The 21,551-nt window shown below is 62.5% G+C and carries 23 protein-coding genes; 11 read left to right on the plus strand and 12 right to left on the minus strand.

Features of this window, described 5'->3' with window-relative positions; translation table 11 throughout:
* Window positions 1-9 precede the first annotated feature (9 nt).
* Entirely contained in the window at window positions 10-1,860 is a 1,851-nt protein-coding gene (locus tag AC02Y0_RS02890; protein WP_476382273.1) for a M3 family oligoendopeptidase, read from the minus strand.
* Window positions 1,861-2,111: 251 nt separating this feature from the next.
* On the opposite strand from AC02Y0_RS02890, the gene AC02Y0_RS02895 reads away from it, so the two are divergent.
* Together AC02Y0_RS02895 and AC02Y0_RS02900 are read left to right on the plus strand one after the other, a co-directional pair.
* Window positions 2,112-3,629, plus strand: coding sequence for a sigma-54-dependent transcriptional regulator (locus AC02Y0_RS02895; RefSeq protein WP_476382274.1), 1,518 nt, complete (start codon window positions 2,112-2,114; stop codon window positions 3,627-3,629).
* A gap of 188 nt (window positions 3,630-3,817) precedes the next feature.
* Window positions 3,818-5,677, plus strand: coding sequence for a peptidoglycan L,D-endopeptidase MepK (locus AC02Y0_RS02900; RefSeq protein WP_476382276.1), 1,860 nt, complete (start codon window positions 3,818-3,820; stop codon window positions 5,675-5,677).
* Window positions 5,678-5,754: 77 nt separating this feature from the next.
* Here the strand turns inward: AC02Y0_RS02900 and AC02Y0_RS02905 are convergent, their stop codons facing one another.
* From AC02Y0_RS02905 to AC02Y0_RS02915, 3 genes are all read right to left on the minus strand, one after another.
* Window positions 5,755-6,021 (minus strand): DUF2312 domain-containing protein, encoded by a 267-nt coding sequence (locus AC02Y0_RS02905; RefSeq protein WP_054148241.1) that lies wholly within the window; start codon window positions 6,019-6,021, stop codon window positions 5,755-5,757.
* A 106-nt stretch (window positions 6,022-6,127) separates the two neighbouring features.
* The gene (locus tag AC02Y0_RS02910; protein ID WP_476382278.1) at window positions 6,128-6,433 is read right to left on the minus strand and encodes a DUF1244 domain-containing protein; all 306 of its coding nucleotides are present in this window, start codon (window positions 6,431-6,433) and stop codon (window positions 6,128-6,130) included.
* 11 nt (window positions 6,434-6,444) lie between these two features.
* Complete coding sequence (locus AC02Y0_RS02915; RefSeq protein ID WP_476382280.1) at window positions 6,445-7,254, minus strand: N-formylglutamate amidohydrolase; 810 nt, start codon at window positions 7,252-7,254, stop codon at window positions 6,445-6,447.
* A 185-nt stretch (window positions 7,255-7,439) separates the two neighbouring features.
* On the opposite strand from AC02Y0_RS02915, the gene AC02Y0_RS02920 reads away from it, so the two are divergent.
* Both AC02Y0_RS02920 and pyk read left to right on the plus strand, forming a co-directional pair.
* The gene (locus AC02Y0_RS02920; protein WP_102018375.1) at window positions 7,440-7,946 is read left to right on the plus strand and encodes a DUF1036 domain-containing protein; all 507 of its coding nucleotides are present in this window, start codon (window positions 7,440-7,442) and stop codon (window positions 7,944-7,946) included.
* Window positions 7,946-9,385 carry a pyruvate kinase gene (pyk, locus tag AC02Y0_RS02925; protein WP_102018374.1) on the plus strand — a complete coding sequence of 480 codons (1,440 nt, stop codon included), beginning with the start codon at window positions 7,946-7,948 and terminating at the stop codon, window positions 9,383-9,385. Before AC02Y0_RS02920 ends, pyk begins: the two co-directional genes overlap by 1 nt.
* Before the next feature lie 58 nt (window positions 9,386-9,443).
* Here pyk and AC02Y0_RS02930 read toward each other — a convergent pair whose 3' ends face one another.
* From AC02Y0_RS02930 to AC02Y0_RS02955, 6 genes are all read right to left on the minus strand, one after another.
* Window positions 9,444-10,484 (minus strand): alpha/beta fold hydrolase, encoded by a 1,041-nt coding sequence (locus AC02Y0_RS02930; RefSeq protein WP_476383952.1) that lies wholly within the window; start codon window positions 10,482-10,484, stop codon window positions 9,444-9,446.
* A 105-nt stretch (window positions 10,485-10,589) separates the two neighbouring features.
* Window positions 10,590-11,225: a tetratricopeptide repeat protein gene (locus AC02Y0_RS02935; protein WP_476382282.1), complete on the minus strand. Its 636-nt coding sequence runs from the start codon at window positions 11,223-11,225 to the stop codon at window positions 10,590-10,592.
* A gap of 113 nt (window positions 11,226-11,338) precedes the next feature.
* A complete protein-coding gene (ykgO, locus tag AC02Y0_RS02940) occupies window positions 11,339-11,464 on the minus strand; it encodes a type B 50S ribosomal protein L36 (protein ID WP_006726873.1) in 126 nt (41 codons plus the stop codon).
* A gap of 178 nt (window positions 11,465-11,642) precedes the next feature.
* Complete coding sequence (locus AC02Y0_RS02945) at window positions 11,643-12,707, minus strand: 5-(carboxyamino)imidazole ribonucleotide synthase (RefSeq protein WP_476382284.1); 1,065 nt, start codon at window positions 12,705-12,707, stop codon at window positions 11,643-11,645.
* The gene (gene purE, locus AC02Y0_RS02950; RefSeq protein ID WP_102018371.1) at window positions 12,704-13,204 is read right to left on the minus strand and encodes a 5-(carboxyamino)imidazole ribonucleotide mutase; all 501 of its coding nucleotides are present in this window, start codon (window positions 13,202-13,204) and stop codon (window positions 12,704-12,706) included. The genes AC02Y0_RS02945 and purE overlap by 4 nt, the downstream gene beginning before the upstream one ends.
* A gap of 16 nt (window positions 13,205-13,220) precedes the next feature.
* A complete protein-coding gene (locus AC02Y0_RS02955) occupies window positions 13,221-13,424 on the minus strand; it encodes a YdcH family protein (RefSeq protein ID WP_476382286.1) in 204 nt (67 codons plus the stop codon).
* A 233-nt stretch (window positions 13,425-13,657) separates the two neighbouring features.
* Between AC02Y0_RS02955 and AC02Y0_RS02960 the strand changes: the two genes are divergently transcribed.
* Entirely contained in the window at window positions 13,658-13,834 is a 177-nt protein-coding gene (locus tag AC02Y0_RS02960; protein ID WP_102018369.1) for a YdcH family protein, read from the plus strand.
* Window positions 13,835-13,982: 148 nt separating this feature from the next.
* Here AC02Y0_RS02960 and AC02Y0_RS02965 read toward each other — a convergent pair whose 3' ends face one another.
* Both AC02Y0_RS02965 and AC02Y0_RS02970 read right to left on the minus strand, forming a co-directional pair.
* Window positions 13,983-14,243 (minus strand): ArsR/SmtB family transcription factor, encoded by a 261-nt coding sequence (locus AC02Y0_RS02965; protein ID WP_102018368.1) that lies wholly within the window; start codon window positions 14,241-14,243, stop codon window positions 13,983-13,985.
* Between the two features lie 84 nt (window positions 14,244-14,327).
* Window positions 14,328-15,104, minus strand: coding sequence for a sulfite exporter TauE/SafE family protein (locus AC02Y0_RS02970; protein WP_444556338.1), 777 nt, complete (start codon window positions 15,102-15,104; stop codon window positions 14,328-14,330).
* Window positions 15,105-15,208: 104 nt separating this feature from the next.
* Between AC02Y0_RS02970 and AC02Y0_RS02975 the strand changes: the two genes are divergently transcribed.
* The 6 genes from AC02Y0_RS02975 to AC02Y0_RS03000 all read left to right on the plus strand — a co-directional run bounded on the left by AC02Y0_RS02975 (window position 15,209) and on the right by AC02Y0_RS03000 (window position 21,500).
* The gene (locus AC02Y0_RS02975) at window positions 15,209-15,856 is read left to right on the plus strand and encodes a thiamine phosphate synthase (RefSeq protein ID WP_476382289.1); all 648 of its coding nucleotides are present in this window, start codon (window positions 15,209-15,211) and stop codon (window positions 15,854-15,856) included.
* 8 nt (window positions 15,857-15,864) lie between these two features.
* Window positions 15,865-17,055 carry a tetratricopeptide repeat protein gene (locus AC02Y0_RS02980; protein WP_476382291.1) on the plus strand — a complete coding sequence of 397 codons (1,191 nt, stop codon included), beginning with the start codon at window positions 15,865-15,867 and terminating at the stop codon, window positions 17,053-17,055.
* Window positions 17,056-17,124: 69 nt separating this feature from the next.
* On the plus strand, window positions 17,125-18,393 hold the full coding sequence (locus AC02Y0_RS02985) for an MgtC/SapB family protein (RefSeq protein ID WP_476382293.1): 1,269 nt from the start codon (window positions 17,125-17,127) through the stop codon (window positions 18,391-18,393).
* Between the two features lie 140 nt (window positions 18,394-18,533).
* Window positions 18,534-19,334 (plus strand): inositol monophosphatase family protein, encoded by an 801-nt coding sequence (locus AC02Y0_RS02990; RefSeq protein WP_444556342.1) that lies wholly within the window; start codon window positions 18,534-18,536, stop codon window positions 19,332-19,334.
* Between the two features lie 99 nt (window positions 19,335-19,433).
* Window positions 19,434-20,468: a flagellar motor protein MotA gene (locus AC02Y0_RS02995; RefSeq protein ID WP_476382295.1), complete on the plus strand. Its 1,035-nt coding sequence runs from the start codon at window positions 19,434-19,436 to the stop codon at window positions 20,466-20,468.
* Window positions 20,469-21,500 carry a peptidoglycan -binding protein gene (locus tag AC02Y0_RS03000; protein ID WP_102018361.1) on the plus strand — a complete coding sequence of 344 codons (1,032 nt, stop codon included), beginning with the start codon at window positions 20,469-20,471 and terminating at the stop codon, window positions 21,498-21,500. It abuts the gene before it with no gap.
* Window positions 21,501-21,551: the final 51 nt, after the last annotated feature.

Raw genomic sequence — 21,551 nt, forward strand, 5'->3', positions numbered from 1 at the left:
GGCTCCGGTTCAGGCTGCCTTATCTAGCGCTTCCAATTCGTCGATCAGCCCCTCGATCATCGACAGTCCCTTGGCCCAGAACGACGGATCGGTCGCATCGAGCCCGAACGGAGCGAGAAGCTCCGAATGATGCTTGGTGCCGCCGGCCTTCAGGAGCTCGAAATACTTGTCCTGGAAGCCCTGATCGGCGTTCTGGTAGACGGCATAGAGCGAGTTCACCAGGCAGTCGCCGAAGGCATAGGCATAGACGTAGAAGGGCGAGTGGATGAAGTGGGGGATATAGGCCCACCACGTCTCATAGCCTTCCGAGATCTTGATTGCCGGCCCGAGGCTTTCCTGCTGCACGGAGAGCCACAATTCGCCGATCTTCTCGGCCGTCAGTTCGCCTTCCTTGCGGGCCGTGTGGATCTTGCGTTCGAACTGGTAGAAGGCGATCTGGCGCACGACCGTATTGATCATGTCCTCGACCTTCTGGGCGAGCATGGCTTTGCGTTCGCGCTTGTCGGTCGTCTTGTCGAGGAGCGCGCGGAAGGTCAGCATTTCGCCAAAGACGGATGCGGTTTCGGCAAGCGTCAGCGGCGTCTGGCACATCATCGCGCCTTGGCCACCTGCCAGCACCTGGTGCACGCCGTGGCCCAGCTCATGGGCCAGCGTCATGACATCGCGCGGCTTGCCGAGATAGTTGACCAGCACATAGGGGTGGGCGGACGGAACTGTCGGGTGGGCGAAAGCGCCCGGCGCCTTGCCCGGGCGGGCAGGCGCGTCGATCCAGCCGCCGTCGAAGAAGCGGCCGGCGATCTCGGCCATTTCAGGCGCAAAGCCGCCATAGGCCGACAGCACCATGTCCTTGGCTTCATCCCAGGAAATCAGGCGGTCAGGGGTTTCGGCCAGCGGCGCGTTGCGATCCCAGAAATTCATCTGGTCCATGCCAAGCCACTTCGCCTTCATCTTATAATAGCGATGCGACAGGCGCGGATAGGCCTCGCGTACGGCCTCGGCCAGGGCATCGACGACTTCGCGTTCGACGCGGTTGGCGAGGTGGCGGCTATCGGCGATGTCCTCAAAGCCGCGCCAGCGGTCGGAGATGTCCTTGTCCTTGGCGAGCGTGTTGGTCACCAGGGTGAAGATGCGGATATTGTCCTTGAAGGTCTTCGACAGGGCTTCGGCCGCCTGGCGGCGCTTTTCCGGATCGGCGTCCTGCAGAAGCGTCAGCGTCGGCTCAAGTGGCATTTCCTCCTCGCCGACCTTGAAGCGCAGCGAAGCGAGCGTCTCGTCGAAGAGGCGGTTGAAGGCGGCGGCGCCGGTCTGCGATTTCTCGAGGAAAAGCTGCTCGATCCGGTCGTCGAGCTGGAAGGGCTTGTCCTTGCGCAGATCGACGATCCAGGGGCGGAAATGACCAAGCGCCGGGTCGCGGTCCATGGCGGCGTCGACCGCATCGTCGGCCAGACGGTTCATTTCCAGTGGGAAGAAGAGGAGCCGGGACGACATGTCGGTCAGCTTGGCCTGAATGTCGCCGAAGAACTTGCCGTTCGCCGGATTGGTCATGTCGGAATAATAGGTGAGGCCGGCATAGGAGGCGATGCGGCCTAGCAGGTCTTCAAGCGCATCCATTTCGCGAAGGGCCTGGGCCAGCGAGTTCTCGCCAACGGTTTCGAGCGCAATCGAAAGCTTGCCCTTCCATTTGGTCTCGAAGGCAAGCGCATCCGATCCCGCCTTTTCGACGGCACCGAGGAATTCGCTCGAGGTCTGGCCCGGATAGAGATCGTCCAGCTTCCAGACGGGCAGGTCGCCGAGGTTCTGATTTCCGCTGGCGGAAGCCGGGTGGGCGGGGCTCAGGGTGGGGCGGCGGTCGATCGTCATGGCGATGTCCTTTCTTCTCTTCGTTCCGGAGATGTAGTCAGTCGCCTGCGGATCGGCAAGCAGCCGGGTGTGCCGCCATGGTGCGACATCCGTGTTCGCACGCACCGAGACACCTGTGGATTGTGCCAGAAACGGTTAAGGACCGTTAAAATGCGAGGCTTTCTCCCAAGAACATCTTCAGGCCTTTCTGGCAGTCTCCCCGCGATAACCCAGGAGCGCGAATGCGCCGAAACAGCCCCGGGGAGCGCAAGTTGACCGCACAGATTCTACTCATCGATGAAGATGCTACCGAGCGCCGCAGCATGAAGGCTGCGATCGAGGCGCACGGCCACGCCGTCCATGTCGCCGATACCGCGCATGCCGGCATCGACCTTTTCCGCCGCCATCGCGACGCCATAGGTGTCGTTGTGATCGATGCGGCATCCGCCGAGGGCCTGAACCCCAACATCATACCCATGCTGGCCGAGATCAACGCGGCGGTGCCTGTGATCGTCGGAACTGCCGAAGGTGCAACGGAGACGGCGCTTAATGCGGTCCGTGCCGGCGCTTTCGACTTTCTGGTCAAGCCGATCGCCCAGGAGCGGCTGATCGGCGCCATCGAATCCGCGCTCAAGATCCATCGCACCAGCCTGCAGGGCAGGGCGCCACGTCGGGCCCGCAGTGGGTCGGTGAGTTTCGCCGATGTGATTGCTGCAAGTGCCGCCATGTCCCGCGTTGTCGAACTCGGCCGCCGGGCAGCGCAATCGACCATCCCCGTCATGCTTGAAGGGGAGGCGGGTGTCGGCAAGGAACTGGTCGCGCGCGCCATTCATGCCGCAAGCGATCGTTCGTCGCGGCCATTCGTCGGGTTCAACTGCAATTCCATTTCTCCGGCCCAGATCGAAGAGGTGCTGTTCGGCAGCGAAAGCCAGATCGGCAAGCTTTCCGAGGCCGAAGGCGGCACGCTTTTCATTGAGGAAATCAGTGAGTTGCCGCCCGGGGGTCAGATGCGGCTGCTGGAGCTTGTGCAGACGGGCGAAGTCCATGGTGGCGGTCAGCAGCGTTCGGTGAAGGCCAATGTCCGACTGATCCTTGCCACCAACAAGGACCTGATCGAAGAGGTCAAGGCCGCGCGTTTCCGCGAGGACCTGTATTACCGTCTCAACGTCTTCCCGATCACGATTGCCTCGCTGCGCCGACGCAAGGAAGACATCCCGCATCTGATCCGGGCCTTTGTCGAGCGTTTCTCGCTGGAGCAACGTCTGCCGAGGACGCTTCAGGTGGAATCATCGGCGCTTGCGCTGCTCACCTCCTTCGACTGGCCAGGCAATACGCGGCAACTCGAGAACGCGATCTTCCGCGCCGTCGTGTTGGCTGATGGTGTGAGCCTTCGCGAGGCGGATTTCCCGCAGATCTCGGCCCAGATGAAAGACAATCGCAGCGGCACGACCGGTCCGGATGCGCAGCCATCCGTTCCGGAGCAGAGCCCGATTGCCAAGGTGCAGGCGGCTCTTGCCGAGCGGGCGGCGGGTCTTGTGGGCAATTATCAGGCTCCATCCACAGGTTTCAGTGGCGGCGCATCCGGCAATGTTATCGTCAGCACCGACGAGGCCGGCAATGTGCGCAAGCTCGCTGAAATCGAGGAGGAACTGATCCGTTTCGCGCTGAAATTCTACCGGGGCCAGATGAGCCAGGTGGCGCGAAAGCTGGGCATCGGGCGCTCGACGCTCTACCGCAAGCTCAAGGATTACGGAATCGATCCCGACGATCCGCAGAAGGATGCCGCTTGATTTGCCTCAACCGTTCGATGTTAACTCTGGGGTAAGCTTAATCGCCTACCAAAGGGCTAAGCATTTGTTAGGCAAGCGTTCACTATAAATGGACAGCTTGTGCGGATGTGGCAAATTTGCCATGGTATGACCGCATTTGACGTTCATTTCGGTTGGCGTGGGACGTAGTCTTTCGGACGGGGATTGCATTGCAGGCATCGCAGGACATCAGCGCGCTCCATACGCAAAGCGGGCGCAAAACCCGGCTTGCGTCCGCGCAGTTGGCAGCGAGGCTGCTTTTTTCGCTGTCTGCCGTCCTTCTGATGGCTTTCGGTGGTCTCTTGGGCAGCGTTGGTTCGGCGCAGGCCGAAAGCCGCACACTCAATATCGAATTCGTCCACACCGGCGAACGCGCATCGATCACCTTCAAGCGCAATGGCCGCTATGACCCCAAGGGTCTGAAACAGCTCAACTATATTCTCCGTGACTGGCGTCGCAACGAACCGACGAAGATGGACCCGCGCCTCTTCGACCTAGTCTGGGAAGTCTATCGCCAGTCGCGCGCCAAGGGCTACATCAAGGTCGTCTCGGCCTATCGCTCTCCGGCCACCAACTCGATGCTGCGTTCGCGCTCGAAGGGGGTTGCCAAGGAAAGCCAGCACATGCGCGGCACGGCAATGGACTTCTACATCCCTGGCGTTCCGCTGAAGACGCTGCGCGAACTCGGCGTGAAGATGCAGGCCGGTGGCGTCGGTTACTACCCCAATTCCGGTTCGCCCTTCGTGCACATGGACGTTGCAGGCGTGCGCGCTTGGCCGCGCATGAACCGCCAGGATCTCGTCCGCCTCTTCCCGGACGGCAAGACCGTGCATATTCCCGCTGACGGCAAGCCGCTGCCGGGCTATCAGCAGGCGCTCGCAGAGTACAAGCGCCGCGTTGCCTCCGGCAATACCGTCATGATCGCTGAGGAAAAGTCGTCTTCGCGTCCGCGCAATTTCCTCGCCATGCTGTTCGGCGGTGGCGACGAGGATGAAGTCGAGGATGTTCCGGAACCCGCCGCTCGTCCTTCCGTGGCACAGCCGCAGCAGGCTCCCGCCGCACCGCGCGAGCAGCCTGTCGTAACCGCTTCCGAGCCCGTGATGGTCGCCAATGCGCTTCCGGGTGTGGATGCTGCCGATGCGCCCGTTCCGCAGGCGCGGCCTTCACTGCGCCCGGCTGACAACAGCCTCGCCGTGGCTCTTTACCAGCCGCCGCGCAACGCGGCCGAGGACGCCCTCCAGCAGGTCGCAAGCGGTGTTCCGGTTCCGGCCTCCGCGCCAACGGATGAGTTCGCCGATCTTGCTTCTCTGACCACCGTACCAGTGCCGACGCTTCTCAATCCGCGGCCGCAGGCTGGCGGCGCAGAGCAGGGCGTCATGACCGCCTCGATCGACCCGAGTTCCGAAGCCATGCTTTTGGCGGAGGGTATGGCTGTTCCGGTTCCCGCGGCGCGTCCGCAGGTGGCCGAGGCGCTCCTTGCCTCCTCGCAGGCTGAAGCCGAAGCCGAGGTGGACGAGGTCGAGCAGGCGATCCTGTCGCCGGAAGCGGCCGCCGCACTTGAAGACAGCACCATTCCGGAAATGGCAGCCCCGATCCCGTCCAGCGCGCCTGTCCAGGCTGAGCTGACGGCGGCTCCCGAGCAAGCCCCGGCTCCCGCCCAGAAGCCCGTCGAGGTCGCATCGATCCCGCAGGAAACGACGGCCGTGGAAACCACGACGCAGTTCGGCGACATGTTCGACGCTCCGTCCGACGCCGTGCCGAATGCCGATGCCTCGCTGCCCAAGAAGGGCGGTCGCCCGGGCCAGGAAGATGCAGAACGTGCGCACATGGCCATGTATGGTGGCACCAAGCTCACCAAGGGCATGATCGAGCAGTGGGCCCTGAACCAGGGCAAGTTCGACGCCGTCTCCAAGCCGGTCAAGGCGCCCCGCGTCGTGTCGCGTTCGCTGGTGGCTCCTGCCACGGCGGTTCCCGATGGCTTCCGTCTCGATGCGACAACCATCGACCCGAGCCGCTTCGGCGCTCCCTGATCGTCAAATCAGCCAGTTGATAGACAATAAAAAACCCGCCGGATTGGCGGGTTTTTTGTTGGCTTTCGAGATGTCGCTCAGCCTTCCGGCGGGCTCTCGATCATGCCGAGCGCGTGCAGGTAGGTGTCGAGGATCAGATCCTCTTCCATGCGCTCCTGGTCGTCCTTCTTGCGCAGCGCAATGACCTTCTTCAGGATCTTGGTGTCGAAGCCCATGGACTTGGCTTCGCCGTAGACGTCCTTGATGTCGTCGGCGATGGTCTTCTTTTCTTCTTCCAGGCGCTCGATGCGTTCGACAAAGGCACGGAGCTGGTCGCGGGCGACGCCGTGAGCGGCATCAGACATGGGCAATCTCCTTCATTGCAGGGATGGCATTCTTGAGGTGGGTTTTCGTGGCGATCACGTGCCGCGAAGCGGCGTCCGCGTCAAGCCCCAAAGCTCGGGGACGTGATCATTCCTTCGGGCGGTTCTTCTCGAAGGCCTGCTGCTGGTCGTTGCTTGCCTCGCGCTGGTGCAGCGCCTTCCATTCTTCATAGGGCATGCCGTAGACGATCTCGCGGCTCTCGTCCTTTGTGAGGTCGAGGCCGGTTTCCTTCGCGGCGTCCAGGTACCAGTTCGACAGGCAGTTTCGGCAAAAGCCGGCGAGGTTCATCAGGTCGATGTTCTGGACCTCGGGGCGATTGCGCAGATGGGAAACGAGCCGACGGAAAGCGGCGGCTTCGAGTTCGGTTTGTTGGTCCTTGGTGGGGAGCGTCATGCAGTCCTCCTTCAGGGCGCGATTGGCTGGATAGGGTAAGGGCCGGTGCGCGAGGCATGGATCTGATACTCGTGGAGCATCGGGTCGGCATTGAGGCGCTCGAAGATTGGCGCGAGGCGATCAGCCCAGGCGGCGACGCCGGCGTCGTCCCCGATCAGATCCTGCCGGACCTCCAGCAGCGCATGCGGGATGCCTGTCACCATGCAGTGACGATACATGGTGTCGCCCTTCAAGGCGCCATCATAGGGTTCGTTGTCGCCCACAAGGATGTCGCCCGATGCTTCAAGGCCATCGATCAGTTGGCGCACTGCCCGCTCGTCGGTATCCCAGAGAACGGCGGCATGCCAGGGACGCGGCACGCCTTTCCAGGCCGGTGTGTAGGAATGCAGCGAGAGCACAAGCGGCGCCTTGCCCGAAGCTTCGGCGACGCTGGCGATGACCTCGGAGACGGCCTGGTGATAAGGGCGGTGATAGGTCGCGATGCGGTGCTGCCATTCCTCCGGCGTGATCGGATGGTTGCCGGGAATGATGGCGCCATCCGATATGCGCATGATGATGGTCGGGTCATCCTCGCCGCGATTCGGATCGATCAGCAGGCGGGAGAAGCGCGACATCACCGCCGGCACACCGAGGCGTGCCGCAAGCTGCCGAGTGAGCGGCTCGATGCCGATGTCGTAGGCGATATGGCGGCCAAAGGCGCTGTCCGGCAGGCCAAGGCGGCCATAGGGCTCGGGAACAATGTTGGTGGCGTGGTCGGCGAGAAGCACGAGGCCGGCATCGAGGCGGCCTTCTAAAATCTCAAAAACGGGGGAAACATTCATCAGTTTGAAGCCATCGTCTGCTACAGCCGCTTGATCGCATGGGGAATGGGGGAGCGCAAGCTTTCATGGCTGTCACGTTTGTGCCAAGATCGGACATATAGGTTCCAGTACTGACCAAAGACAGAAAATATAATCGATTAGAGTTGCGTTGACATTCTCTGGTCAGCATCGCAAGAAGGCATCCCATGCGCATTTTTGGAGTTCCGGCGGCAATCGTGCATCACTCGATCAGACAGACTTTTGACCGTGCCAAGGCACGTTTTCTGAAGCCCCTCCTGATCGCGGGTGCGCTGTTTTCGCCACTGCTGGCAGCCGATGCCGCCCATGCCGAGTTCCGTGTCTGCAACGGCACACCGAACCTTGTCGGCGTCGCCGTCGGCTACCGGGCGGAAGAGGGCTGGATTACGGAAGGCTGGTGGCAGGTTCCGGCCGGCACCTGCGCCACGCTGATCGAGGGCGAACTCCAATCGCGTTACTATTATCTCTATGCTGAGGATGCCGCCCGCGGTGGTCGATGGACTGGTGACATCAACATGTGTGTCGCCGAAAACGAGTTCAAGATCGTTGGCGTGAAGGACTGCTTCGCACGCGGTTATCAGCAGATGGGATTCAAGGAATACGACACCGGCAGGCAGGGGAGCTGGATGGTCCAGCTGTCCGATACGTCGGGCACCCAGGAAAGCCAGAACTGATGAAGCGAAACCGCAAAGTAAAGATCCTCGCCACGCTTGGTCCCGCATCTTCCGACGAAGCGATGATCCGGAAGCTCCACGAAGCCGGGGCTGATCTTTTCCGCATCAATATGAGCCATTCGAGCCATGAGATGCTGCGGACGCTCATCCAGCGCATTCGCAGTGTTGAGGCAGCCTGTGGGCGCCCGATTGGCATCCTCGCCGACCTGCAGGGACCGAAGCTGCGTGTGGGCAAGTTTGCCGAAACTACCGTCGAGCTGAAGGCCGGCCAGACCTTCACCCTCGACAGCAACGAAGCGCCCGGCGACGCGACCCGCGTCTACCTGCCGCATCCGGAAATTCTCGAATCGGTGAAGCCGGGCGACCGCCTGCTGATCGATGACGGCAAGCTCCACCTGAAGGCCGTCAAATGCGATGGCAAGACGATCGTGACCGAAGTCGTCTCCGGCACCAAGATTTCCGACCGCAAGGGCGTGAGCCTGCCCGACACGATCCTCGCCACCGGCGTGTTGACCGACAAGGACCGCGCCGACCTCGACGCCGTGCTCGCGACCAATGACGTCGACTGGGTGGCGCTCTCCTTCATCCAGCGTCCGGAAGATCTGGCGGAAGTCCGCAAGATCGCCAAGGGCCGCGTCGGCCTGATGTCGAAGATCGAAAAGCCGCAGGCCATCGAGCGCATCGACGAGATCATCGCGCTGTCCGACGCCCTGATGGTCGCTCGTGGTGACCTTGGCGTTGAAATGCCGCTCGAGCGCGTGCCTGGCATCCAGAAGCAGCTGATCCGCGCCTGCCGCCGCGAAGGCAAGCCTGTTGTCGTCGCGACCCAGATGCTGGAATCGATGATCACCGCACCTGTCCCGACCCGCGCCGAAGTCTCCGACGTTGCGACCGCCGTCTTCGAAGGCGCCGATGCGATCATGCTGTCCGCCGAGTCGGCTTCCGGCCAATATCCGGTCGAAGCCGTTGCGACCATGGCGTCCATCGCCCATACGGTCGAGCGCGAGCCGCACTATCCGGGCATCATCTACGCCCAGCGCGCCCAGCCGGAAGCGACAGGTGCTGATGCCATCTCTCTCGCTGCCCGCCAGATTGCCGAGACGCTGCGCCTTCAGGCGATCGTCTGTTACACGTCTTCGGGCAATACCGGTCTGCGTGCCTCGCGCGAGCGTCCGGAAGTGCCGATCATCGCGCTGTCGCCAGTCATCCAGACCGCGCGTCGTCTTTCGGTGGTCTGGGGCCTGCATTGCGTCGTGTCTTCGGAGCCGACCGATCTCGACGAGATGGTCAACGGTGCCTGCCGCATCGTCGTGGACGAAGGCTTCGGCAAGCCTGGCGATCGCATCATCATCTCGGCCGGTGTGCCGCTCGGTACGCCTGGCTCGACCAACATGCTGCGTATTGCCTATATCGGCTCGGATGGTCAGACAGGGATCTGATCCCCGCCTAAATACTAGAATTGGAAAAGCCGCCTTCGGGCGGCTTTTTTCATGGCGGCTACTGGCCAGCCTGAAGGGAAGGGGCGGTCCCCACCGGTTCCACGCGTGTTGCCGCCAGCATAGGCTCCACTGCACGCGCCATGGCCTGCAGGTCGCGTGTCTCGCCGGCGATCTTCTCAAGGGCAGCGATAACGATATCTGTCACGATATAGTCCGGCTTGTGGCCAAGGCCTTCGATCCAGACGAGTTCAGAGCCTGCGATGTCGCGGGCGAGGCCCTTCGAATGGATTTCCTCCAGCACGATTTCGTCGGCGTCACCGGTGATCACCACCGTCGGCTTGGCGATCTCGCGGTAGCGGGGGGCGAAGGTGCTCACATAGGCATGCAGGCCCGCCACATCCTTTGCGTTGGAGCGGAAGGTCGAGGGGCGCAGGACGAGGGCAGGGCCCGTGTTTGCGAGATAGGTGTCAGGGCGTGGATTCGGTGCGAAGACATGATCCGTCGCCGGCTCGATGCGCATCATGCCTGCATGCAAAGCCAGCGTATGGCAGAAGATCGGGCCGATCACTGGGGCGGAGGCGAGGTGATAGTACCAGTCGACGCCGCCGGGCCAGGGATGGGTGGCGGCGGCGAGGAAGACCAGACCCTCGACTTTATCAGGATGCAGCACGCCGAAGCTTGCGGTGATCGCGCCGCCGAAGGAATGGCCGACGATGATCGCTCGTTCGATGCCCTTCTTTTCCATCAGCCTCGCAATCGCGTTCGCCTGGCCATCCGGCGTGTCGTTCTCCGGCCCGCCGCGCTCGGAATAGCCGTGTCCCGGCCTGTCAACGAAAAGAAGCTCGGCACGACCGCGCAGAGGCTCCAGGAAGGCGCCGGTCTGGTCCCTGAGGTTACCGGAGGCGCCGTGGATGAAGACGATGGGCGGCAGGTCTGCGTCGGGGCCTGCGGGCACGTGGAGGGCGTTCAGGCTGAAGCCGCCGACATCGGTTAGTTCGCCGACGTTCGGCGCCTCGGCCTCGATGGCGCGCGCCCGGAGTTGGGTGGCGATGGCGAGGGCCGCGAGCACGGCGATGAGGATGAGGAGGATGACGAGCAAGGCGAGACCGATACGGGGGAGGAGCAAGAGCGAAGCTTCCGAGCTGGACGATATGGCAACAAGATCGTGCTGCAGTGCCGTTCGTCAAGGGAGGTCGATGCTGCCTTACGTCCGCTGGCCGGCCAGTTCTTCCGAGAGCTTCGAGACGATCTCCTGGGCCTCACGATCGGCGGGGAAGATGTCCAGGTAGCGTTCCCAGGCCTTCAAAGCCGCATCCTTGCTGCCGCGCTCGGTGAGGATGCCCGCAAGGCCGGCGATGGCGCCAAAATGGCGAGGCTCGAGTTCGAGGACTTTTTCGATGTCCGAGACGGACTTCTGGTAATTGCCCATGGTGAAGTGAAGCGTCGCGCGCTGGTTCCAGGCACCGACAAAATCGGGTTCGAGGATGATGGCCTGGTCGATGAAGTCGAGGGCCGCAGCATTTCGCTTTTCACCGGCTGCCTTGGCAGACCATTGCATGAGCAGATTGATCGTCGGGCTCGACGATTCGCTCCAGGTGGCCATCGTGGAATTGGCGATCTGGCGGGCGGCCTGGGGATTGCGCTCCCGTTTCAGCTCGGCCAGCAGGTCGTCAACAGTCTTGGGCTTGGCCGGCGGCTTCAGCGGGATCTGTTCGACAGGAGCCTGGGTCGCTTGCGCGCCGCCCTGGTCTTCGGGTGCCTGCGCTGAGACACTACCTGCCGTGAGCAGGGCGGGAACGAGCAGGTGGCTGAGGGCGAGTCGCAAAGAAAAACGGCGCATACAGGGAAGGTAGTCCCTCAGCGCCGTCTTTCAAACTCAAATTTCCGATATCAACACGCCGCAGATGCAGCGGGCAGTCCGTCCGGCTCATGGGATCCTGAGATCCCGGGGCATCAGCCCTGGCGAGCCTTGAAGCGCGGGTTCTGCTTGTTGATGATGTAGATACGGCCCTTGCGGCGAACCAGACGGTTGTCGCGATGACGGGCCTTAAGCGCTTTCAGCGAGTTCTTGATCTTCATTTTTCTGGTCCACAACGATTGTCGGGGAATGTGTCATTCACCCACTGTGTTCAAACAATCAAAAGCGCGCCGCTGGGCGCGCCCCTGAAGAGTTGGCGGCAATTAGCCCGAGGGAGGCCTTGATGTCAACATGCCCGGCGGAAAATGCGGGACCCATCAGGCTAAAAAACCGGGAAAATCAGTCGCGAAACGGCAGGATTTCGGTGACATGGCCCATCTTGCGGCCGGGTCTGGCTTCCGTCTTGCCGTAGAGATGGACGAGCACGTTGGGCTTTGAGAGCCAGGCGGGGACAGAATCGATGTCGTCGCCGATCAGATTCGTCATCACGCAATCGGAGTGGCGTACGGTGTCACCGAGCGGCAGAGAGGCGACCGCGCGGATGTGCTGCTCGAACTGCGAGACGACGCAGGCGGCCTCCGTCCAGTGGCCGGAATTGTGGACGCGGGGCGCGATCTCGTTGGCGATCAGGCTCCCGTCCTCCAGCACGAAGAACTCCATGCCGACAACGCCGACATAGCCGAGGCCGTCGAGCAGCTTGGTCGCAGCCTCACGGGCGGCCTTGGCCGTCTCCGGCGTGATGGCGGCTGGCTGGGTCGAGGTGTGCAGGATGCCGTTGCGGTGAACGTTCTCGGTCGGGTCGTAGCAGCGGACTTCGCCATCGGTGCCGCGGGCGGCGATGATCGAGATCTCGCGGACGAAGGGCACGAAGCTTTCGAGAATCAGCGGGACGGAGCCCAGGGCTTCATAACCGCCGTCGGCGGCTTCACCCTTGCGGTAGACCTTCTGGCCCTTGCCGTCGTAACCGAGGCGGCGGGTCTTTAACACACCTTCACCGCTGAAGTCTGCGAGGGCTGCTTCGAGGTCGGCCTGACTGTCCACGGCGTGGAAACGGGCCGTCTCGATGCCCGACGCGTTGAGGAAGCGCTTTTCCGTCACGCGGTCCTGGGCAACTTCAAGTGCCTTCGGTGGCGGATAGACGGGCACGCTTGCGGCAAGTGTCTCGGCGGCGGTCACCGGCACGTTTTCGAATTCGTAGGTGACGACGTCGCAGAGGCGGGCGAGCTCGGCAAGTGCTGCCGGGTCGTCATAGGCGGCGGTGACCTGATGGTTCGCCACTTGCGCGGCCGGGCTGTCGACCTGAGGCTCGAGGATCACGGTGCGGAAGTTCAGGCGGGCGGCAGACATGGCCAGCATACGGCCGAGCTGGCCGCCACCGATGATGCCGATGGTGCGGATGGTCATGGGGCCTCGTCCACGGGATATTCGGCGACGGATGCCGTCTGCCGCTCGACCCATTCGTCGAGGCGATCAGCCAGTTCGTCGTCATAGACGGCCAGAACACGGGCGGCGAGCAGGGCGGCATTGACGGCGCCTGCGCGTCCGATGGCCAATGTGCCGACGGGAATGCCGGCCGGCATCTGGACGATCGAGTAAAGGCTGTCGAGGCCGGACATCGATTTCGACTGAACGGGTACGCCGAAGACGGGAAGTGTTGTCAGAGACGCGACCATGCCGGGCAGGTGGGCTGCGCCGCCGGCCCCCGCGATCACCACCTTGAAGCCTTCGTCGCGGGCTCCTTTGGCGAAAGCATACATGCGGTCGGGCGTGCGATGTGCCGAAACGATCCGGGCTTCATAGGAGACGCCGAGTGCGTCGAGCGTGTCTGCGGCATTCTTCATGGTCTCCCAGTCGGACTGGCTTCCCATGATGATGGCGACGGGCGGGCACTCAGCGGTCATCTCGGATCCTTCCGTGTCACGCAATGATGTCAGGGATGATCTGGTCTTCAAGCGCCGTGATCTTGTCCTTGATGGACAGTTTCTTCTTCTTCATGCGCTGAATTCGCAGGGCGTCGCAGCCGACGGAGATCATGGCGTTGATCGCGGCATCGTAGTCTTCATGCTCCTGGCGGAGCCGCGCCAACGAGAGCCTGACGTCAGCCTGTTCCTGATCGGCCATGCTTATTCCCCATATCGCCGTTTTGCCCATCCTTTAAGGATGCCCGGAAGATTCGCGCAAGCTCCTATCACCAAATACCGGTAACGGGAAGTTATCCCTGTCTTGGTTTTTGATGGTCGTTTTTGCCCAGTTCGCCTTCGACAAACCGCATTTCTCGTGTCACATTATCTTCGCAAAGCCTGAAACTCCAGCGGATGAGGGTTGGAGGTAGGCGAGAAGGAAGGACGCATCAAATGACCATACAGGCTCATCTTGAATCGCTGCAGAAGAAGCACGGAGCCCTGGAGGACAAACTCCATGACGCACTTGCATCTCCCTCCGTTGATGACCGGCACATCGCCGAGCTGAAGCGCCTGAAACTGCGCCTCAAGGATGAAATGGAACGCCTGAGGGCCTCCACACGCCACTGATACCACCCTTCCGGCTGCGCCGGGATCAGGCGGACCCAAAGACCGATCCCGATGTATTCATGAAGCAGCCAATATCCCACCCTTGGCCCCGGAGTTCACACGACTTCGGGGCTTTTATTTTGCCTGTTGGGTGGAGGGCAGAAAGGGCTCAGGACCAGAACTGGTCGAGCCACATGTTCATCCGGTCAAAGCCCGGGCGGTTGATGAAATAGATGCGCCGGGTGCCTTCGGAACGCACATGCACCAGGCCGCTGTCGAGCAGGGCTTTCAGGTGCTGGGAGACGGCCGGGCGGCTGATCGGCAGCTGGCCCGCCAGTTCGTTGACGGTCTTTTCCCCCCGCCGCAGATCCTCGAGGATATGTCGCCGGTTCGGGTCTGCAATCGCCATGAACGGGTCTGCGTTCGTCATGGCTAAAAGGTTATGTCAAAGGTCCCTCGGCGGCAAGCGCAGATGTGCGGCGCAGCATAGGCTTTGCCAGCACGGATGTCTGCTTCAAATGCCGGTCAGTCCGCGCGTGCCATCCCAGAGAAGCTTGCTGCCGGCGATCAGCACCATGCCGTACATCAGGGGGTAGAAAAGCTGCGGCTTCAGGTAATGCACGAGGCGCGCGCCGGCGAGCGTCGAGATGAGTGCGACCGGCAGGAGCGCGCCTGATAGACTGAGATTGGTCGCATCCAGTTCGCCAAGCGCGAAATAGGGGATGACCTTGATCGCATTGAGGATGGCGAAGAAGCGCGTCGAGGTGCCGGTATAGGTGAGCGGGTCGAGCTTCAGCGGCAGGACATAGATCTGGAAGGGCGGGCCACCGGCATGGGCAACGAAACTCGCATAGCCGGCAATCGAGCCCCAGAAGGAGCCGGCGACAGGCCGTTCGCCGACCGCTTCAGTTTCCTTGCCCTTGTAGGCCAGCCAACTTTCAAGGAAGTATTTGAGCGCAAAGACGACCGATATCGCGCCGAGGACAAGGCGCATGGCATCCGCCGATACATAGGTGGAGGTGGCCCAGCCGAGCCCGATGCCGATCACGGCGCCCGGCAGCATGGCTATCAGGGTTGCGCGGTTGTTGTGATGGCGCCAAGCCCAGAGTGCCACGGCGTCCATGACCAGAAGGATCGGCAGGAAGATGGCGGCGGCCTGCATGGGCGGTACGGCAAAGGCCAGCAGCGGCACGCCGATCAGCGCAAAAGCGCCACCGAGACCACCTTTCGACAGGCCGACAAGGGCAACAGCGGGAATGGCGACGGCATAGAAGTTCGGGTCTGTCAGCATTGCGCGGTTGATCCTTTCGGAAGAGCGGTCTATCGGATTTGTCTAGAGAAAACGAGGACGAAATCCGCAGAAACGGACCCGTCCCGCACACGGAAACACCGCGCATGACCGAAGACCGCTGCCGCCTCGTCCTCATCGTTCCAGATATCGCTGATCCTGCCGAGCGCACGGAGGTGTTGCGCAACGCCTTGCGTGGCGGCGACGTGGCCTCGGTCATCATCCCGCAATACGAACTCGATGACACCGTGTTCCAGAAACATGCGGAAATGCTGGTGCCCGTCATCCAGGAAGCGGGCGCGGCGGCGCTGATCGTCGACAACAGCCGTGTGGCCGGGCGCGTCAAGGCCGATGGCCTGCACATCTCCGGAAATGCCGCTGCACTCGCAGAGGCGGTCGAGAAGCATGTGCCGAAGCTGATCGTCGGTGGCGGCAATGCCATGGACCGTCACCATGCGCTGGAGATGGGAGAGATCCAGGCCGACTACATCTTCTTCGGCAAGATCGACGGTGACATCAAGCCGGAAGCCCATTCGAAAAACATCGCGCTTGGCGAATGGTGGTCGTCGATGATCGAGATTCCCGCCATCGTCATGGGCGGTAGCGATCCTTCCTCGGCGGTCGTCGTTGCCGAGAGCGGTGTGGAATTTGTGGCGCTTGGAAACGCCGTGTTTGCCGATCCTGCCCAGGCTGCCGCAATCGTGACTCGTGTGAATGCAGAGCTTGACGAAAAAGCGCCACGGTTTGAGGCTTGAACCGCCTCATGCGTTCAAACTCGTCCCTCCACCGTCTGATTCTCGCCGCACTCGCCGGGGCATGCCTTGCTGTGGGCACGCCTTCGAGCGCGCAGGAGAGCGAGGATGGTATCGCGATTGGTGAGCAGCCGGCGATCCTGCCGGCGGATCCATCCGATGCGGGCGAGATCGAACGCGGCACGCGCGACAGCAGCAGTACCGGGGATGCCAACAAGCTCGATCGTGGCGATCTGGATTCCACCTTGCCGGTGACGAAGGGTGCCAAGCCGACCGCGGGCGACAAGCCCGATGAGTTGCAGGGCATCAATATCTATCTGCGCATGGGCGCCCCCTTGCCGGACGTGCCGGCGGAAAAGGCCTATGAAGGCAAGCCTGACGACGCTTACGGCGCCTTCCAGCGCGGGCTGTTTCTCACGGCCGTCGACAAGGCCTTGCCGCGTGCACAGCTCGGGGATCCCGCAGCGCAGACGCTGCTGGCGGAGATCATGTCACGCGGTCTCGGCGTCAAGCGCGACCTGAAGGGCGCGGCCTTCTGGTATGGTCAGGCGGCTCAGGGCGGTGATCCCGCCGCAATGTTCAAATATGCCCTGCTCCTGATGGAGGGCCGGGAGGTCCCGCAGGACAAGGCGAAGGCAGATGACTACATGCGCCGCGCGGCGGACGCCGGCAATGCATCTGCCCAGTTCAACTGGGCGCAGATCCTCGTTGCCGGCACACCCGGCGTGCGCGGGCTGACGGCTGCCATGCCCTATTATGAAAAGGCGGCCGAGCAGGGCATTGCCGATGCGCAATATGCGCTGGCGCAGGTCTATTCGGCGCTGAAGGACGTGCCGGACGAGAAGAAGTCGCGGGCGCGGGAATGGATGATGCGGGCCGCACGGGCGGGCTTCGATACCGCTCAGCTCGATATCGGGCTCTGGCTGGTCAATGGCTACAATGGCCCGCGCGACTATGAGGCCGGCTATCGCTGGCTGAGCATTGCGGCTGCGCGCGGCAATGTGGTGGCGCAGAACCGCATCGCCCATCTCTACATCAATGCGCTCGGGACAAAGCCCGACCCGGTCGAGGCGGCCAAGTGGTATGTGCTGTCGCGCCGTGCGGGTCTGAAGGATCCGGGGCTCGAGGATTTCTATCTCGGTCTCAACGAAGAGCAGCAGAAACAGGCGATCGATCTCGCCAACAGGTTCCGGCGAACCTGACGCAGCCCGCTCTGCCGCTCTATACCAAGTCTCGATGAGGAGCGTATAAGCACGGGGAGGGCGGCGGTCATGGGTCTCATCGATATCTTGCAAGGTCTTGGTCTGGCACTCGCCATCGGTGCTGCCGTCGGCGTCGAACGGCATTGGCGTGAACGTGAGGAGCCGGAAGGCGCGCGGATCGCCGGCATCCGCACCTTCACCCTGATCGGCATGACGGGCGGGATCGCCGGGTTGCTGGATCAGGGCCTGACGCCAGATGGCATCTCCGGTCTCGTTGTCGCGAGCTTCCTGCTCGCGGTTGCCATGGTCATGCTGCGTTTCGGCCTGATGGAGGCCCGGGCCGAGGGTTCGTTCAGCGCAACGACCGTCATTGCCGGGATCACCACTTTCGGACTTGGAGCGCTTGCTGTGCTGGGCGATATGGCTGCGGCGTCCGCAGCGGGTGCCGCCATGGTCACGGTGCTTGCCAGTCGCGAGTTCCTGCATGGCGCGATCCGGCGGCTCACCTGGATCGAATTGCGCTCGGCCGTCGTGCTCCTGGCCATGGGGTTCGTGCTTCTGCCGCTCATTCCGGCCAGCCCCTACGGTCCCTTCGGCGGTGTCTCCCCGCGCAGCCTGGTGATCCTGGTCATCATGCTCGCTTCGATCTCCTTCGTCGGCTATGTCGCGGTGCGCCTCATCGGTGGCGGGCGCGGTGATCTCGTGGCCGGAGCCGTGGGTGGCCTTGTCTCTTCCACGGCCAGCACGCTTGCCATGGCGCGGCAAAGCCTAGTGGTCGCAGATGGCGCTGCAGGGCCGGCCGCCGGCGCGATTGCGGCCGGGAGCGTGTCGCTGGTGCGCACCGGCTTGCTGCTGCTTGCGCTGGCACCCGCCCTTGCGGAGCGGCTGCTCTGGGGCCTTCTCGTTGCCGGTGCTCTGATGATGGTAGTGGCCGTCTCTCTCGTCGCACGCAGAGGCGCGAGTTCTGAGGCCGCCCTGCCGACCAATCCTTTTGAACTGCTCCAGGTGCTCAAGATGGCGCTGATGATCACCGTCATCGCCTTTCTGGCGCGGGCGGCCAGCCAGATTTTCGGAGATGCAGGCCTTTATGCGGTATCAGGGCTGACGGCCCTGGCCGATGTGGATGCGGCGACGGTGACGGTTGTCGGCATGCTGCCGACGCTCTCAGTCGAGGTTGCGACCATTGCCATCAGCATTGCCATTGCCTCGAACATGGTGGCCAAGGTCGTCTATGCGGCTGCGATCGGCACCAAGGGCTTTGCTGCCCGACTGGCGGGCGCGACTTTGCTCGCGATAGGCTCGGGCGTGATCGTCACGCTGGCTGCAGGGCTCATCTGACGCTGGTGCATGGGCCGGAATAGCTATCCCCCTTGAATTCTGGCGGCATTTGTGGTCTTGAACCGGCCAAATGCCGCCGCCATCGCGTGCTGCTACGGTCGCCGCCCTCCGGTGCCTCCCAGTTTCAAGGATTTCGATCAATGGCCCGCTCCGCCCTTCTCAATGTCATGGTCCAGGCTGCCCTCAAGGCCGGCAAGTCGCTGTCGCGCGATTTCGGCGAAGTGCAGAACCTGCAGGTTTCGGTGAAGGGCCCAGGCGACTTCGTCTCGCAGGCCGATTTCCGGGCCGAGAAGATCGTGCGTGAAGAGCTGCTCAAGTCCCGTCCGACCTATGGCTTCCTCGGCGAGGAAGGCGAAGAGATCAAGGGCACCGACGGCGCGCATCGCTGGATCGTCGATCCGCTCGACGGCACGACCAACTTCCTGCATGGCATTCCGCAGTTCGCCGTCTCGATTGCGCTGGAGCGCAATGGCGAAATCGTCGCTGGCGTGATCTTCAACCCGGCGACCGATGAACTCTACACGACGGAAAAGGGCGGCGGCGCCTTCCTCAACGACCGCCGCATCCGCGTCGGCGCGCGCAAGGTTCTGTCCGACTGCGTCATCGGTTGTGGCGTACCGCATCTCGGCCGCGGCCAGCACGGCAAGTTCCTCGTTGAGCTGCGCCACGTGATGGGCGAAGTCTCTGGCGTTCGCCGCATGGGCGCTGCTGCGCTCGACCTCGCCTATGTTGCCGCCGGCCGTCTCGACGGCTTCTGGGAAGCGCAGCTGAATTCCTGGGACATCGCGGCTGGTATTCTCCTGATCAAGGAAGCCGGTGGCTTTGTTTCCGACATGAAGGGCGGCCAGGAGATGTTCGAAAACGGCACCGTACTTGCCGGCAACGAATACATCCGCAAGGCGCTGGAAGAGGTCGTCAACCGCCCGGTGCCGCAGTCCTGATTACTGTATAGGGAAAATTTTCCCAACCTCCGCGGCTTCAATTCGTCTCAATTTTGCACTAGCCTCCGGGTCCAAGATTCCCCGGAGGTTGAGCGTATCATGGCGAAAGTGAAGTTGGAGGATCTCGAGGTGGGTGAAACCCGTCCGGGAGCATACGGCCAGAAACTCTCCAGCCCGATGCCCTTCTTCACGACGATGGTGATCTTCCTGATCATCGTGTGTTTCATCGCCGCCATCCTCTATCGCCAGGCGCATGCGGCCTTCATCACCAACCCCGGCCTGAACGGCCTGATCCTCGGCGTTCTCGCCGTCGGCATCATCCTTGTCTTTGCCCAGGTGCTGGCACTTCGACCGGAAGTCCGCTGGTTCAATTCCTTCCGTGCCGCTGGTGACAATGCGACGCTTGTCGGCCGCGACCCGAAGCTGCTGGCGCCGATGCGCGCGCTGATCGGCGGCCGCCGCTCGATGGCGATCTCGACGACCGCGCTGCGCTCCATCCTCGATTCGATCGGCACACGCCTCGACGAATCGCGCGACACCAGCCGCTATCTGATTGGCCTCCTTGTCTTTCTCGGTCTGCTCGGCACCTTCTGGGGTCTGCTTGGCACGATCGGTTCGATCAATGAGGTGATCGCCTCGCTCGATCCGGCCTCCGGCGACAGCAATGATGTGCTGCAATCGCTGAAGTCAGGCCTCAGCGCACCGCTTGCCGGCATGGGCACGGCTTTCTCGTCCTCGCTGCTTGGTCTCTCGGGCTCGTTGATCCTCGGCTTCCTCGACTTGCAGGCAGGGCGTGCGCAGAACCGGTTCTACATCGAGCTGGAAAACTGGCTGTCCTCCGTCACCGATGTGGATTCGGAGCGTGGCACGGTATCCGAGGCGTCTGCAGCCGTTGCGAGTGACGACATCCGCCTCCTCGTCGAGGAGATCCAGAAGCTCTCGAACCGGGAGGGGAATGACCGTTCTGTCGCTGCGATCGCGGGTCTGGCCGAAGGTATTCAGGGGCTGGTCAAGAACATGCGCAACGAACAGCAGATGCTGCGCGACTGGATCGAGGCGCAGCAGGAGGATGCTCGCGCCATGCGCAAGACGCTCGACCGGCTGAACGACAAGATCAGCGGGAGCAACAAGTAAATGGCGCTCGGCCGCAACCGTCGCCGCGAGCGCGGGATCGACTACTGGCCGGGTTTCGTCGACGCCCTGTCGACGCTTCTGCTTGCGATCATGTTTCTGCTCACGGTCTTCGTGGTTGCGCAGTTCATCCTGGGCCGAGAGATCTCCGGCAAGGATGAGGTGCTCAACCGGCTGAACAGCCAGATCGCCGAACTGACGCAGCTTCTGGCGCTCGAAAAGAGCGGAAAGCAGGATCTCGAGGATATGCTGGCGTCGCTGCAATCGTCGCTTGCCTCGTCGGAGACCGAACGGTCGCGCCTTCAGGAACTGCTCGACAGTGGAGCGGGATCGGCCGATGTCGCCAATGCCAAGATGGGCCGGCTGACGGAAGAGCTCGATGCGGAAAAGCAGGTGAGTGCCCGGGCGATGAGCCAGATCGAGCTGCTCAACCAGCAGATCGCGGCGCTCAGGTCGCAGATCGCGGCCATCGAAGAGGCGCTGCAGGCGTCCGAGGCCAAGGATCAGGCATCGCAGACGCGCATCGCCGATCTCGGACGGCGTCTCAACGTGGCGCTTGCCCAGCGTGTTCAGGAGCTCAACCGCTATCGCTCCGACTTCTTCGGCCGTCTCCGCGAAATCCTGTCGGATCGCGAGAACATCCGGATCGTCGGCGACCGCTTCGTCTTCCAGTCGGAAGTGCTCTTCCCAGTTGGTGGTGCCGATCTCGATGGTGCCGGTCAGGCGGAGATGGACAAGCTGGCGGCGGCCGTACTCGAACTGGCGCAGGAAATTCCAGCCGAGATCAACTGGGTGCTCCGGGTCGATGGGCATACCGATGCTTCGCCGCTCACCGGCACAGGACGGTACCGGGACAACTGGGAGCTTTCGTCGGCGCGTGCCACCTCGGTCGTCAAATACCTGATCTCAAGGGGCGTGCCTGCGAACCGCCTGGTTGCTGCCGGTTTCGGGGAGTTCCAGCCGATTGCCGAAGGCGAAACGCCCGACGTCCTCTCGCAGAATCGCCGTATCGAACTCAAGCTCACCGAACGCTAAGTTCATCCGTAATTGTTTGTCCTCCAGACAACTTGCGTGCTGTATTACGTG

The sequence above is a fragment of the Allorhizobium sp. nf9_anc genome (assembly GCF_056323085.1).